This window comes from Gryllotalpicola kribbensis (assembly GCF_039538245.1).
GTDB classification, from domain to species: Bacteria; Actinomycetota; Actinomycetes; order Actinomycetales; family Microbacteriaceae; genus Gryllotalpicola; species Gryllotalpicola kribbensis.
Genome location: NZ_BAABBX010000005.1, coordinates 277,558 through 291,567, shown reverse-complemented (window position 1 = coordinate 291,567; position 14,010 = coordinate 277,558). Strand labels below are relative to the sequence as shown.

The following is a 14,010-nucleotide window of genomic DNA, read 5'->3' as shown; positions in this document are numbered from 1 at the left end:
CGGTGTCGTCGAGGTTGCTGGTCGAGTTCGAACCGGACGAGGCGAGCACGCCGACGACCTCGAAGCTCTGCGAGTCGATGGTCACCGACTGACCGACGACACTGGTCGAGCCGAACAGCTCGTCGGCGGTCTCGCTGCCGAGCACGACGACGGCCGCGTTCGCATTCACCTGCGCCTGCGTGATGAACGAGCCGGATTCCAGGGTGCGGCTGCGCACCGACTTATACGACGGTGTGACGCCGTCTACCGTGGTCGTCCAGTTGGTCGATCCGGCGGTGAGCTCCTCGGAGCTCGACTTCTCGGCATCGACCGCCCTGATGTCGGGCGCGTTCGACTTCTCGGCCAGCGCGTTCGCGTCGGCGAGGGTGAGCGTCGAGCCGGTGCCGAAGCCGCCGCGCACACCGGTCGACGAGGTCGTCGACCCGGGCGAGACGATCAGCAGATTCGAGCCGAGCGAGGAGATCTGGCTGGACACGTCCTTCTGAGTGCCGAGGCCGAGCCCGACCGTCAGGATCACGGCGGCAATGCCGATCAGGATGCCGACGACGGTCAGGATGGAGCGCATTCGATGCGCGTTGATGGCGAACCAGCTGGTTCGCAGGGTCTCCTGCCAGTTCATGCCGCCGTCAGCTCCTCAGCCGTGATCAGGCCGTCGCGCACGTGCACGACCCGGCGGGCGCGCTGGGCGACCTCGTTCTCGTGGGTGATGAGGACGATGGTGCGGCCCGCCGCGTGCAGCTGGTCGAACAGCGCCAGCACGTCCGCAGTCGAGACCGAGTCGAGGTTTCCCGTCGGCTCGTCGGCGAGAATCATGGTCGGCTCTGTGACGAGGGCGCGCGCCACAGCGACGCGCTGCTGTTGCCCGCCGGAGAGCTGGCCCGGCTTGTTGTTGACGCGGTCGCCGAGGCCGACCCGCCCGAGGGCGGCGACGGCGCGCTGCCGGCGCTCCTCTCGCGGGACACCCGCGTAGATGAGCGGCAGCTCCACGTTGCGCCAGGCCGACAGGCTCGGCAGCAGGTGGAACTGCTGGAACACGAACCCGATGCGCTTGTTGCGGATGTCGGCGAGTTCCTCCTCGTCGAGTTGCTCGACGTCATCGCCGGCGAGCCGGTAGCTGCCACGGGTGAGGGTGTCGAGGCATCCGAGAACGTTCATGACAGTGGACTTGCCGGAGCCGCTCGGGCCCACGACGGCGACGTACTCGCCCTCGCGGATCGCGAGGTCGATGCCGCGCAGAGCCTCGAACTCGATCGTGCCGGTCTTGTAGGTCTTGCCGGCGCCCAGCAGCTCGATGACGGGGCCGCGGGAAGGAGTCGGGACGCCCATGTCAGTTGCCTCCCTGCTGGCCGGGGCCGCCCGCGGGGAATCCGCCCGTGCCGCCGCCCGTGCCGCTCGGGCCCGTGCCCTCAAGACCGCCGAGGCCGCCGCCGGAACCACTGCCGCCCGAGCTGCCCGAGCCGCTCCGGGAGCCGCCCGTACCCGGCGTCGCGATGCTCAGCTGGATGGTGTCGCCGGACGACAGGCCCTTCGTGATCTGCGTGTAGTTGTCCTCCGAGAGGCCCGTGGTCACGGTGGTCGTGACGGTCTTGCCGTCGACGACCTTCTGCACCGTGGACTTCCCGCCCTTCGTGGTGATCGCGAGCGACGGCACCGCGACGGCATCCGTGATCTGCTTGTAGATCACCTCGGCGGTGACGCTCACGCCGTCGTAGAGGTTGTCGGGGGTGCCGGTGACCTTGACCGAGACCGGGTAGGTCGCGGCGCCCGAGGTGGTCGACGGCAGCAGCCCGATCGCCGAGACGGTGCCGAAGAAGCTGGAGTTCTCGGTGGTGGAGAGCTGCACCTGGTCGCCGACCTTGATGTTCTTCACCGCGGTCGCGCTCACGGCGATCGACGTCGTCCAGGAATCCGTGCCCGTGATCTCGAACGCGGAGCTCGACGAACCGGACGATCCGGACGTTGACGACGACGAGGACGACGAGGACGAGGAAGACGCCGAGCCGGTCGACGTCGAGGCGCTCTGGCCTGACCCGCTGGACGAAGACGAGGGCGAGCTCGAGCCCGACGAGCCTCCGCTCGACGAGCTGCCGCTCACCTCGTCGCCAACCGCGACGCCGACGGCCGCGACCACTCCGGCGACCGGCGCCGTGAGCGTGGTTCCGTCGACTTCCGCCTGAGCGGAGGTGACGGATGCCTGCGCCACGGTCACCGCCGCCTCGTCGGAGGCGATGGTGGCGACATCCTCATCGGAGCCGGTCGACGCGCTCTGCGCCGCGGCGAGCTGGGCCTGCGCGGTCGCGAGCGCGGCTTTGGCGGAGGCGAGGTCGGCGTCGGCCTGCGTCGTCGTGATGGTCGCGAGCACCTGGCCCTTCGTGACCGTCTGGCCCTCCTTGACCTTCACGGCGGTGACCGTGCCGGATGCCGCGAAGCTGACCTCTTCGTCGACCGTCGGCGTGAGGGTGCCGGTGCCGCTGACGGTCTGCTGCAGGGTGCGGGTCGAGACCGTGAGGTTCTGAGTCGTGGCGGTCGCCGAGTCGGCATGGGCTTTCGAGGCGAATCCGAACCACCACACGCCCGATGCGGCCAGCACCACCGCGATGGCGGCGGCGCTGATCACGATCTTGCGGCTGGTGACGATCCGGCCGACCTGGTCGGGCAGTTTCATCGCGGTCCTTTCGAGGGGGAAGTCGAGCACTGTCCACCATCGACCGCGGTTCTTCCGGGATTCTTACTCCGGCTGGACGAACCGCCTCGACTTCCTATGCGTTCGATAGGGGTCTCACGTGCGAGGAAGAAGAGGTCTGCGAATGACTGCGGAACCCCGGAAGGCGTCACGCCGGTTCCTATACTTCGAGCGTGACTGATGAACCGGCACGGATCCTCGTCGCCGAGGACGATCGGCGACTCGCGGGCATGCTCGAGCAGTTGCTGGCCTCGGACGGCTACGAGGTCGTCGTCGCCCACGATGGGCAGCGCGCGCTGCACGAGGCGATGACCGGCCGCTTCGATGTTCTGCTGTTCGACCGCGGCCTGCCCGCGCGCGAGGGTCTCGACGTGATCGAAGGCCTGCGCGCGCAGGGCAACACGGTGCCCGCGCTGATCCTCTCCGCGCTGGGGAACCCGGCCGATCGCGTCGAGGGGCTGACCCGCGGTGCTGAGGACTACCTGCCGAAGCCCTTCGACGTCGACGAGCTGCTGGCCCGGCTGCGCGTGCTGCGGCGCAAGAGCGCGATGGCGACCACGGGTCTCGCCATCCCCGGCGGCATCCTGCATCCCCAACGCCACGAGGCCGTGCTCACCGCAGGGCAGGTCGTCGTGCTCTCCGAGCGCGAGAACGACCTACTTGCGACGCTCGCGCGCCGCCCGCGCCAGGTCTTCACGCGTGACGAGCTGCTCGAGTCTGTCTTCGCGGACGCCGACGACACCGGCGTCGTCGACGCCTACGTGCACCACCTGCGCAAGAAGCTGGGCCGCGGCTGCGTGCTCACCGTGCGCGGCGTCGGCTATGCGCTCGGGGCGCTGTCATGAAGACCGACCCCAGCGGCCTGCGGACGGTCTCGCTACGCCTCGCCCTCCGCTTCGCCGGGCTGATGGTCGCCCTCCTCCTCATCGTGGCGGGCGTCGTCATCACGCTGGTCGCCACCAGCGAGCACGAGGCGGTGAAGCAGTCACTGGCCAGCGCCGCGCGACTCGACTCGCCACGGGATGCCCCGGCGGGTGTGTATGTCGCGATTCTCGGCGGCCCCGGCCAGCCAGCGCCCCCGGCCGATCAGCAGCCGCAGGATCAAGACGAGCAGGGCGCGGATCAGGACCAGGTCGCCGTGTCGCCGAACGCGCCGACGGGGTTTCCGGACCTGACGGTCCTTGAGCGGGTCGCCCGCACGCACACGACCGTGCAGAAGAACCAGACCATCGACGGTGTCAGCTACGTGGTGCGCACCACCGCCTCCGCCGGGCGCACCGTTCAGGTCGCGGTGGACCTGAGCGAGAGCCAGGCCGAGGTGCGCCGGGTCATCATCGCCCTGGCGCTGGCCGGGGTCCCCGCGATCGCCGGCGCCGTGCTGGCCGCGTGGTGGATGTCGCGCCGGGCGATGCGGCCCCTCGCGGAGGCGCTCGCACTGCAGCGCCGCTTCGTCGCGGACGCCGGCCACGAGCTGCGGACCCCCCTGACGCTGCTCAGCACCCGCGCGCAGATCCTGCAGCGTTCCCTCGGCGCCGCGCCGCATGGCGAGCAGCCGGCGGGTTCGTCGGTGCGTGCGCCCGACACCGTGCGAGAAGGGCTCGACGAGATCGTCTCCGACGCGAAGTCGCTCACCGGCATCCTCGAGGACCTCCTGATCTCCGCCGATCCGCGCCAGGACGCCGAGCGCATCACGCTCGACCTCGCCCTCGTGGCGGACGAGGTGGCCGCGGGCGCCCGCGCCGAGGCCGGTGAGCGGGGCATCGTCATCGAGCGCACGGGGGATGTCGGGGTAACGGTCTCGGGCGTGCGGGTGTCGCTGGCGCGACTTACCCTGGCGCTCGTGAGCAACGCGCTCGACCACGCTCGCAGCAGCATCAAGATCGCCGTGTCGAACCACGGCAAGGAGGCCTGGCTGGAAGTCCGCGACGACGGGCCCGGCTTCCCCGCCGGGGCGGCAGAGCGCGTCTTCGAGCGCTTCGCGAGCGCGCGGCCGGCCGAGGCCGGCGGCAGCGGCGAGCGCCACTACGGGCTGGGGCTGGCGCTCGTCGCCGAAGTCGCACACCGCCACGACGGCAGCGTCGCCGTCGTCGACACCGCTGGAGACGGTGGGCTCGTCCGCGTCCGCCTGCCGCTCGCGTCTGAGTCGTAGCCTCCACGCCGAAGGCGACAGTCGATGCCATGTTGCCCTCTGACAGCGGCGCGAGGCGACAGTAGGCGACGTTATTCCTGCGGTATTCCGCCCTCAGTTGTCGCCGCGCACCATGCCGCTCCGGTCATATCGGCATCTCCTGTCGCCTGATGAAGAGCGATTGGCTCGCCATGCGCCGTCCGCAGAGACCTATGCGAGTCATAGGAATCGCGGGGTCCGCCCACAGTCGGAATAAGAAAGCCGGAAGAAGCCGCGCCGATTCTGGAGTCCTCACGAAGAAAGAGGGACTCCGATGGACATCCGTACACGAGGAAGGCGCGCGGCCGCAGCGATCGTCAGCGGAGTCGGCCTCGTCGCCTTCGGCACAACCGCCGCACTCGGCCTTGTCTTCTTCCACCTGGAGACGGGCACGTCCTCCACCTCGAGCGACACCAGCAGTACGAGCAGTACGAGCAGTACGAGCGGTACGAGCGACACGAGCACAGACACCTCGGACGGCCCCGCGACCTCCACCACGCAGGACTCCTCGGGCGTCAGCTCAGGCGCCGGCAGCACCTCGCACGGAAGCACGTCGGGCTCATGAGCACGCCGAGCGCACAGCGCATGGACTGGACCGTCTGGGGCACGGATGCCGTGCTGACGGTGACGGATTCCGCACAGCTCACCGCCGCCCGCGGCATCCTCGACTCCTCTCTTCTCGAGGTCGAGCGGGCGGCGAGCCGCTTCCGCCCCGACTCCGAGCTCAGCCTGCTGACCGGGCGGGCGAGCGGGGGTGTCGCCGTCTCGCCGCTGCTCGCGCGACTCGTCGACGCCGCGCTGCGGGTGGCGGAGCGCACCAGGGGAAGCGTCGACCCGACGCTCGGCAACCGGCTGGCGCAGCTCGGCTACGACCGCGACCTGGCCGAGGTCAGGGCGCGCGCGGACTTCTCCGTCTCCGCCCACCCGCTTCCGCCGCACGGCGAGCAGTGGCGACGCGTTCGCCTCGACGGCACGACGCTGACCGTGCCCGACGATCTTGCCCTCGACCTCGGCGCGACCGCGAAGGCGGTGGCGGCGGATCACGCCGCGGCGCTGATCAGCCGCGAGCTCGGCTGCGGCGTGCTGGTCGGGCTCGGCGGCGACATCGCCACCGCAGGACCGGGCCCCGACGGCCCCTGGCAGATCGACGTGTGCGACGTGCCGGGCGACCCCGCGCAGCAGGTCTCGCTCAGCCCCGGCTGGGCGATCGCCACCTCGAGCACGCAGCGGCGGCGCTGGACGGCGGCCGGACGGCCGATGCACCACATCCTCGATCCGCGCAGCGGGCTGCCCGCGCCGGAAACCTGGCGCAGCGTGACCGTGGTCGCCGACAGCTGCCTGAATGCGAACGCGGTCTCGACGGCCGCCATCGTGCGCGGGCCCCGCGCCATCGAGTGGATCAACAGCCTCGGCTATGCCGCGCGCCTCGTCAGCAGGGCCGGGCGCGTCCACGCCATCGGCGGGTGGCCGCGGGCCGCACGCACCGTTGAGGAGGCCGGTCATGTTCGATGACGTCATGTGGGCCTTCGGGCGCGGCAGCGGCATCGCCGACCTGGTGCTGCTGACCGTCTCGCTCGTCGCGGGGATCCTCACCCGCTCGGGGCGCGCCCTGCCCGGCATCCCCCGCTTCGCGCTCTCCCTCATCCACCGCAACGCCTCGCTGCTCGCCGTGGCCTTCCTGGCGCTGCACATCGGCACCCTGCTGCTCGATCCGTTCGCGAAGCTGACGCCGACGGATGTCGTCGTGCCGTTCCTCGGCACGGACAACCCGTTCTGGCTCGGCATGGGCACGCTCGCACTCGACCTGCTGATCGCGATCGTCGTGACCGCCCTGGCACGCCGGGTGATCGGGGTGCGGGCCTTCAAGGCCGTGCACTGGCTGGCTTATGCGATGTGGCCGGTAGCGATGCTGCACGGCGTCTTCGAGGGCACGAACGGGGCGGATGCCTGGTTCCTCGCCGGCGCGGCAGCCGCCACGCTCCTCGTCATCTGCGCGGTGCTGTGGCGCCTCTCCTCGCGCTTCCAGGAGGCGCCGCGGCGCTCTGCCCCTGCGGCTGCGATGCGACCGACCGCACTCGCCGAACCGCAGATCTGGAGGGCATCATGACCATCGAGACCACGGCCGCCCGCGAGCCGGAAACCCGCGTCATCGTCTCCCGGCTGCTCGCGGCGGGCCCCGACGCCGACTTCGCACGGCACCTCGCCCGTTTCGGGGCGTTCGATCCGGCGGCTGCCGCGCCACGACTGCTCGCCGAGCTGGAGGCCTCCGGGCTCACCGGCCGCGGTGGCGCTGGATTCGCCGCATGGCGCAAGTGCGCGGCAACGGCGGATGCGCGGGATTCCTCGCCGCGGGCACGCCGTGTCGTGATCGGCAATGGCGCGGAAGGCGAGCCCTTCAGCCGCAAGGACGAGACGCTGCTCAGGAACGCGCCCCACCTCGTCATCGACGGCCTGCTCGCCGCAGCCGCAGCGGTGGGGGCGAGCGAGCTCTATCTGTACGCGGGCGAGCCGGGGCTCTCGGCGATTCACGGCGCAGTGGCCGAGCGCGCGGATGGCGCGGGCATCCGTGTCACCGCCGCCGCCGACACCTTCCTCTCCGGTCAGGCGAGCGCCGTCGTGAACGCGATCGCGACGGGGCGGCCGCTGCCGCGCGACCCAGTCGGACGTCTCAGCGAGTCCGGGCTGCGCGGGCGTCCCACGCTGCTGCACAACGTCGAGACGCTCGCCCATATCGGGCTCATCGCCCGCTACGGAGCCGACTGGTTCCGCGCGGCGGGCACGGCGGCAGACCCAGGCACGCGCCTCGTCACCGTCGCCGGTGATGTGCCGCGCGCGCAGGTGCTCGAGGTGCACGGTGGCGCCCGCATCGACGCCGTTCTCGAGGCGGCGGGCGCAGACCCCAGCCGGATCTCGGCCGTGCTGGTCGGCGGGTACCACGGCGCATGGCTCACCGCTGATCAGCTGGGCACCGCGCTCTCGCCCGAGGCTCTCACCCCGTACGGCGCGCACCCCGGTGCCGGCATCCTGCTGGCGCTCGACCGGACCCGCTGTGCCGTGCAGACGACGGCCGAGATCATCGACTATCTCGCCGGGCAGTCCGCACGCCAGTGCGGACCGTGCCTCTTCGGCCTGCCCGCGCTCGCGGCGAGCTGGCGTGACCTCGCGGCGGGCGCCGTGCCGGGCGCGGCTCCGGGCGAGGCGCCCCACCGCGCCTGGACGCTGGCCGACGCCGTCGACGGGCGGGGAGCCTGCGCGCATCCCGACGGGACAGCGCGGCTCAGCCGCAGCGCCCTGCGCGTCTTCGCCGCCGACATCGAGCAGCACAGGAACGGCCGCTGTCTGCGCGCCGCGCACTGAATTGACTCAGAAGGACGCATTCCGATGAACCAGACGATTTCGAACGGCCGGCCGCCGCGGCCGGACCCGGCGCCGGCCGTCGCCCTGCACATCGATTGGACGCGCTGCGACGGCCGCGGCCTGTGCTCGGAACTCCTGCCGGAACTGCTCGGGCGCGACGAGTGGGGTTACCCCCTCGCCTCCGAGCGGCACCGCGGCCGCGACATCCCCGTCCCCGCCGAGTCGGAGGCGGCCGCGCGCGACGCCGCGGCCCTCTGCCCCGTGCTCGCGCTGAGACTCACCGACCCCCGTGCGCGCTGACAAGTGCGCCCCGACCGCGACGAGAGGAGTCGACGACAGGACCTTTTCCAGCCCATAACTGAATATCGAGTAAGCCATCATGAAGGACCCCCGCCAGGAGGCGGGGGTCCTTCGCCGTCTCGTCGAGCTAGACGCTACGGGGCGTCGCACGAGGGCCCTCGGCGTCTCCGGTGATGTCGATGAGGACGGCGCTGGTCTCAGCCAGGGAGCGCTCGATCTCGTTCTGCGGTCCGGAGACGGTCTTCGGCTCACCGGACTCGAGGTGGTCGGCGTGAGCGCTCAGGCGGTGCGCGATGACCCTCCTTCGTTTTTCATCGGCAGGGTCGCCGAGCGGTTCGAGTGCGCGTTCGCGCAGTTGGTCCGACATGTGGTGGATCCGGAGAAGCTCTCGGACGATGGCAGACCTGCCGGGGCGGTCCCCGAGGTGGCCGGCCAGGCTCTCGACGTGCCGTTGCGATGCCAGCGCCCGTTCGAGCGCGCCGCCGGTCGCTGCCGAAGGCGTACCGGGGCCGGCAGATGCGGCGAAGAGAGTCGCGTGGGCTCGGAGCACCTCGGTGAGCGCCCCGGTGATGCGGCTGTCTGCGCGGCTGGGCCAGATGAGGAAGATCGCGGCCAGCGCGAGTGCTGCGCCGAGGGCGTTGTTGACGACGCGGAGCGCGACGTCCGCGGGCCCCAGCGCCGTCCCCTGCTCGATCATGAGGAGGAGGACGGGTGAGGCGAAGATCGGCCAGTAGCCGTAGTTGAAGCCGCGCATGGGGCGGGCGAGCGCCCCGCAGACGACGATGATGGCGAAGACGACCGCTTCCGGGGCGCCCCGGGTTGCCAGCAGCAGTGCCCCAGCGAGGACGCAGCCGACGGCCATGCCAACGAGCCGCTTGACGATCCGGCTGACGGTGTCGCCCCATGCCGGCCGTAAGGTCGTGAGGATTCCGACGAGTGCCCAGGATGCGTGCGGAACGTTCAGCAGGTCCATCGCCGTGTAGGCGATCAGGAAGCAGACGCACAGGCGGACCGCGAAGCGCACTTTCGGCGTCGGGGGACGCAGCCAGGCGAGCGTCGGGCGGAAGCCGCGATCGCCGGCCTGAGCGGTGGTGGCCGCCTGGTAACGGCCGCCGAACACCGGCATGAGCATGACCAGGGCCGCCCAGACGCAGCCGATGGCGAACACCGTGAGGTGTTCGCCTGCCGATCCGGTGGCCGGCCCCGCGCTTCCCGCTCCGGGAACGGCGATGATCAAGCAGATCAGGGGCGTGGCGGCGAAGTTCCGGACAGGGATGCACAGAGCGAGCACGGCGGAGCTGAGAAGCACAGCCCAGAGATGCCCTCCGGTCGCGATTCCGATGGCGGTGCACCCCTCCAGAAGGACGACTCGGATGAGGTACTGCCGGAAGCGGGCTCCGAGGGCGGGCTGCGGGACCGCGATCGCCGTCAGCCATCCGGCCAGTGCGGCGTTCAGACCGTCGGCGGTCCTGCCCGTGAGAAGCCCGGCCGTCAGCGGTGCGGCCAGGACGAGGACGGTCGCCGCGGCGATGTTCCACTGGAACCTCGCATCGGGGTCCCGGCCGAGGTAGACCGATGTGCCACGCCGCACCCATCGGCGCAGCGTCCGGGATGGGGCGGCCGGCCTCGAAGGTCCAGCGGCGATCGCCAAGCGGACCGTCATCAGCTGCGAGCGTCGAGCGCGGCCAGGAGCTCGTCCGTCGCAGCGCTCTCGCTGAGCTTGGGAAAGATCCGCCGGAGACTGTTCTCATGCGCTTCGGCGTCCACGTCGGTGACGGCGTCGGTGGCGATGACCACGTGATAGCCGTGCTCGTGCGCCGAGCGCGCCGTCGACTCGACGCCCATGCTGGTCGCCAGCCCCGTGAGGACCACCTGGGTGACACCGCGGGCTTGAAGCTGCTCGTCCAGAGAGGTGTCGTGGAAGGCGCCCCACCTGCTCTTCGTGATGAGCAGGTCGTCCGGCTGCGCGTCGAGGTCCTCCACCAGATCCGCCCAGTCAGCCGGACGTGGTGCCGGCGCCGGGGCGTTGCGGCCGGCATCCGTACGGCCTGGCGCCGCCCCGGCCACGTTCACAAGGACAACCGGATGCCCATGGGCGCGGAAGGCACGCGCGAGCTGCCGCGAGCGTTCGATCACCTCAGAGACCGGGTGGATCGTCGGGTACGCGGTGGTGCCGTTCTGAAGATCGATCACGACGAGCGCGGGGCTCTGGTCGAGTGTCGTCAATGCCATGTCTGTCCAATCCGTGACGCGAAGTCACTGGTGGGTGGTGATGCGGTCCAGCAGTTCGCCCGCCTGCCGCAGGAGAGCCTGTTCGTCGTCGGTGAGCACCGCGTCGATGGTCCGGCGCAGCCATGCCTCGCCGCCGCGGCGATGCTGTCTCACCAACTCCTCGCCCGCCTCGGTGATCGAGACGAGAACACGTCGACCGTCATCCGGGTGCCGGTTCCGCTCCAGCAGTTGCTTGCTCTCCAGCAGCCGTAAGGAGGCGGCCACATTCGAGCTGCTCATGGCCAGGGCACCCGCGAGCTCGACGGGCGTGCTGACGCCGCCCGCGCGACTGATCGCCGCCAAAACCAGCGTGTCCGTCACGGACACGGGCCCGGTGCTCATCTCCGAGCGAATACGGCGCTGGAACGCAGCGACCTGACGGCGCAGCGCCGTCACCTCCGACTCATTCATATTGCTATTAATCATAGCAATATTAGCGGCGGTGCGTGCGTTGGTGAGGGGCTTTCTCACGGAAGCCGGACGCAACCCGCGAGCAGATGCCCCGTGATCTCCCTGCTCCCGAGCGCTGGGTCTAGGGATAAAGCCCGCGCAACCGGTGAGCGCGCGCGACGCGTTCGACCGCGACGGCGGTGGCGGTGCGTCGTAGTGAGCGGTGGTCGCGGCTGCTGCGTTGGCTGAGGTAATTCCATGCCGCAAGCATCTGGCTGCGCAGTCGCTGGGCGACGTCCTCTTCAGTCCACCAGTAGGCCTGGTTGCCCTGCACCCATTCGAAGTAGGAGACGAGGACGCCGCCGGCGTTTGCGAGGATGTCGGGCACGACGGTGGTACCGCGGGCTTCGAGGATCGCGTCGGCTTCTGGAGTGGTGGGGCCGTTGGCGCCTTCTACGATTAGCGGTGCGCGGACCCGGGGTGCGTTTTCGGCCGTGAGCACGCCTTCGACTGCGGCGGGAATAATCACGGTTACCTCGAGTTCGAGGAGCTGTTCGGCAGGAAGCGGGTCTGCTGCGGGAAATCCGGTGACACTGCCGGTGGCGTCGACGTGGGCGGCGAGGGCGGCGACGTCGATGCCGGCGTTGTTGTGGATGGCGCCGTACTGATCGCTGACCGCGACGATGTTCAGCCCGGCGTCGGCGAGGAAGAGGGCGGCGTCGCGGCCGACCTTCCCGAAGCCCTGAATCGCGGCGGTCGCGGTGGCGGTATCGAGCCGGAGGCTGCCGAGGGCGGCGAGGGTGATGTGGCCAAGGCCGTGGCTGGTCGCGGAGGCGCGACCGCGGGAGCCGCCGAGCTCGAGGGGCTTGCCGGTGACGACGCCGAGGACGGTGTGCCCGGCGGCGACCGAGAACGTGTCCAGCATCCAGGCCATGGTCTGTTCGTCCGTGCCGATGTCGGGAGCAGGGATGTCGCGGTCGGGGCCGATGAAGTGGGAGATCTCGCTGGTGTATCGCCGGGTGACGCGTTCGAGCTCGGCGGTGCTGTAGGCGCGAGGGTCGATGGTGACTCCACCCTTCGCGCCGCCATAGGGCACGTTGAGGAGGGCGCATTTCCAGGTCATCCACATGGCCAGGGCGCGGACTTCGTCGATGTTGACCATCGGGCTGTAGCGGATGCCGCCCTTGGCGGGTCCGCGGGAGAGGTTGTGTTGGACGCGGTAGCCGGTGAAGTTTTCCAGGCTTCCGTCGTCGCGGCGTAGCGGGATGGTCACGGTCAGCTCGCGCCGGGGCGTCGCGAGGGCGCGGGCCTCGGGCTCGGAAAGCCCCAGGTGCTCGGCAGCCTCCCGGAGCTGGTGACGGGCGGCGTCCAGGGGGCTGGTGGCGGCATGGTGTGTCTCACCGGCTGTGATCAAGCTCATGATGTCTCGGCTCTTTCAGCGGAGCGGGCGGTTGCGGTCAGTTGGGGGCGGCGGCCTCGGAGCCGGCGAGTTCGAGCGCGGTGGTCTCAGGCCCTTGCAGGCTGCGTCGGAAGGTCTCCGGCAGAGCCAGCAAGCATCCGAAGCTGAGCGCGGCGGCGACCAGGAGGTAGATCGTGACCCCGCCGGTTCCCAGCGAGGAGGCGACAAGGGCGGTGGCGATGAACGGGGCGAGGGCCCCGCCGAAGATGCCGGCGAGTTGGAAGCTGAAGGAGGCGCCGGTGTAGCGCTCCTGGGTGCGGAACAGCTCGGGATAGAGGGATCCCATGATCCCCCAGGTGCTGGCGTGTCCGAGTCCCAGCGCCACGGCGAAGGCGAGAATCACGAGCCCCTGGTTGCCGGTGTTCACGAGGGGGAAGAAGCAGAAGGACCAGACGGCGAAGACGACGAGCCCGGCGAGGAAGACTTTCTTGCGTCCGATGCGGTCGGACAGGGCACCCATGACGGGGATGATGACGACCTCGCAGGCGGCGCCGACGGCGAGGCCGATGAGCCCGACGTTGGTTTCCAAGTGCAGGTTCGCCGTGAGGTAGCTGAGGCTGTAGGTCGCGAAGGTGTAGTAGGCGACGTCGACGCCGATGCGGGAGCCTGTGGCCAGGAGCAGGTTCTTGGTGTCACGGCGGACGAGGGAGACGATCGGGAAGCGCGAGGTGTGGCCCTGCTCCTTGATCTTCGTGAAGGCGGCGCTGTCGGCGACGGTCAGCCGCATGATGAGGCCGACAATGAGCAGGATCACCCCGGCCAGGAACGGGATGCGCCATCCCCACTGAGTGAAGGCGTTGCCGCTGACTGCTGCGGCCAGGGCCATCATGCCGCTGGCGGCGAGGTTGGCGGCGGGGCTGCCGATCTGCGGCAGTGCGCCCCACAGCCCGCGTCGGCCGGAGCCGGCGTGCTCGGTAGTCATGAGGACTGCGCCGCCCCATTCGCCGCCGAGGGCGATGCCCTGGATGAGGCGGAAGAACACGAGCAGCAGCGGGGCTGCGTTCCCGATGGTGTTCGCGGAAGGGATCAGGCCGATGCAGACGGTAGCGATGCCCATCATGAGGATGGTCACGATGAGCGACGTCTTGCGCCCGTAGCGGTCACCGAAGTGGCCGAAGATCAGCGCCCCGACGGGGCGGAGGAGGAAAGAGGCGGCGAAGGTAGCGAAGGACTGCATGGCGCCGACGAACGGTGTGGAGTGGGGGAAGAACACCGCGGGGAAGGCGACGGCGGCACTCGTGGCGTAGATGTTGTAGTCGTACCACTCGATGACGGAGCCGATCGTGCTGGAAGCCAGGATTCGGGCGGCGCCGCGCCGCGGCGTTGCAGCGGAGGGTGCGGTGATGCTGGTCATGGTGCGATTTCCTTTCTGGATCACGCCAT

General features: G+C 70.2%; 15 protein-coding genes. 7 read left to right on the top strand and 8 right to left on the bottom strand.

The window, feature by feature from the left end; genetic code table 11:
- From ABD716_RS04660 to ABD716_RS04650, 3 genes are all read right to left on the bottom strand, one after another.
- Positions 1–619: ABC transporter permease (locus ABD716_RS04660; RefSeq protein ID WP_344774292.1), on the bottom strand; the 619-nt coding region annotated here is incomplete at its 3' end.
- Positions 616–1,326, bottom strand: a complete 711-nt coding sequence (locus ABD716_RS04655) for an ABC transporter ATP-binding protein (protein ID WP_344774290.1) — start codon at positions 1,324–1,326, stop codon at positions 616–618. The genes ABD716_RS04655 and ABD716_RS04660, both read right to left, overlap by 4 nt.
- A gap of 1 nt (position 1,327) precedes the next feature.
- A complete protein-coding gene (locus ABD716_RS04650) occupies positions 1,328–2,665 on the bottom strand; it encodes an efflux RND transporter periplasmic adaptor subunit (RefSeq protein WP_344774288.1) in 1,338 nt (445 codons plus the stop codon).
- Positions 2,666–2,856: 191 nt separating this feature from the next.
- Between ABD716_RS04650 and ABD716_RS04645 the strand changes: the two genes are divergently transcribed.
- The 7 genes from ABD716_RS04645 to ABD716_RS04615 all read left to right on the top strand — a co-directional run bounded on the left by ABD716_RS04645 (position 2,857) and on the right by ABD716_RS04615 (position 8,507).
- Complete coding sequence (locus ABD716_RS04645) at positions 2,857–3,528, top strand: response regulator transcription factor (protein ID WP_344774286.1); 672 nt, start codon at positions 2,857–2,859, stop codon at positions 3,526–3,528.
- The gene (locus tag ABD716_RS04640) at positions 3,525–4,832 is read left to right on the top strand and encodes a sensor histidine kinase (protein WP_344774284.1); all 1,308 of its coding nucleotides are present in this window, start codon (positions 3,525–3,527) and stop codon (positions 4,830–4,832) included. Before ABD716_RS04645 ends, ABD716_RS04640 begins: the two co-directional genes overlap by 4 nt.
- Positions 4,833–5,124: 292 nt before the next feature.
- Positions 5,125–5,415 carry a hypothetical protein gene (locus tag ABD716_RS04635; RefSeq protein ID WP_344774282.1) on the top strand — a complete coding sequence of 97 codons (291 nt, stop codon included), beginning with the start codon at positions 5,125–5,127 and terminating at the stop codon, positions 5,413–5,415.
- Positions 5,412–6,362: an FAD:protein FMN transferase gene (locus ABD716_RS04630; RefSeq protein ID WP_344774281.1), complete on the top strand. Its 951-nt coding sequence runs from the start codon at positions 5,412–5,414 to the stop codon at positions 6,360–6,362. Before ABD716_RS04635 ends, ABD716_RS04630 begins: the two co-directional genes overlap by 4 nt.
- Positions 6,352–6,957: a ferric reductase-like transmembrane domain-containing protein gene (locus ABD716_RS04625; RefSeq protein WP_344774279.1), complete on the top strand. Its 606-nt coding sequence runs from the start codon at positions 6,352–6,354 to the stop codon at positions 6,955–6,957. The genes ABD716_RS04630 and ABD716_RS04625 overlap by 11 nt, the downstream gene beginning before the upstream one ends.
- Positions 6,954–8,207 carry an NADH-ubiquinone oxidoreductase-F iron-sulfur binding region domain-containing protein gene (locus ABD716_RS04620; protein WP_344774277.1) on the top strand — a complete coding sequence of 418 codons (1,254 nt, stop codon included), beginning with the start codon at positions 6,954–6,956 and terminating at the stop codon, positions 8,205–8,207. The genes ABD716_RS04625 and ABD716_RS04620 overlap by 4 nt, the downstream gene beginning before the upstream one ends.
- Before the next feature lie 24 nt (positions 8,208–8,231).
- Positions 8,232–8,507 carry a ferredoxin gene (locus ABD716_RS04615; protein WP_344774275.1) on the top strand — a complete coding sequence of 92 codons (276 nt, stop codon included), beginning with the start codon at positions 8,232–8,234 and terminating at the stop codon, positions 8,505–8,507.
- 127 nt (positions 8,508–8,634) lie between these two features.
- On the opposite strand, the gene ABD716_RS04610 is transcribed toward ABD716_RS04615, so the two are convergent.
- The 5 genes from ABD716_RS04610 to ABD716_RS04590 form a co-directional block, all read right to left on the bottom strand.
- Positions 8,635–9,744 carry an FUSC family protein gene (locus ABD716_RS04610; protein ID WP_344774273.1) on the bottom strand — a complete coding sequence of 370 codons (1,110 nt, stop codon included), beginning with the start codon at positions 9,742–9,744 and terminating at the stop codon, positions 8,635–8,637.
- A 425-nt stretch (positions 9,745–10,169) separates the two neighbouring features.
- Entirely contained in the window at positions 10,170–10,739 is a 570-nt protein-coding gene (locus ABD716_RS04605; protein WP_344774271.1) for a cysteine hydrolase family protein, read from the bottom strand.
- A 24-nt stretch (positions 10,740–10,763) separates the two neighbouring features.
- On the bottom strand, positions 10,764–11,189 hold the full coding sequence (locus ABD716_RS04600) for a MarR family winged helix-turn-helix transcriptional regulator (protein WP_344774269.1): 426 nt from the start codon (positions 11,187–11,189) through the stop codon (positions 10,764–10,766).
- A gap of 121 nt (positions 11,190–11,310) precedes the next feature.
- Complete coding sequence (locus tag ABD716_RS04595; RefSeq protein WP_344774267.1) at positions 11,311–12,588, bottom strand: Glu/Leu/Phe/Val family dehydrogenase; 1,278 nt, start codon at positions 12,586–12,588, stop codon at positions 11,311–11,313.
- Between the two features lie 37 nt (positions 12,589–12,625).
- Positions 12,626–13,981, bottom strand: a complete 1,356-nt coding sequence (locus ABD716_RS04590) for an MFS transporter (protein ID WP_344774265.1) — start codon at positions 13,979–13,981, stop codon at positions 12,626–12,628.
- Positions 13,982–14,010 lie beyond the last annotated feature (29 nt).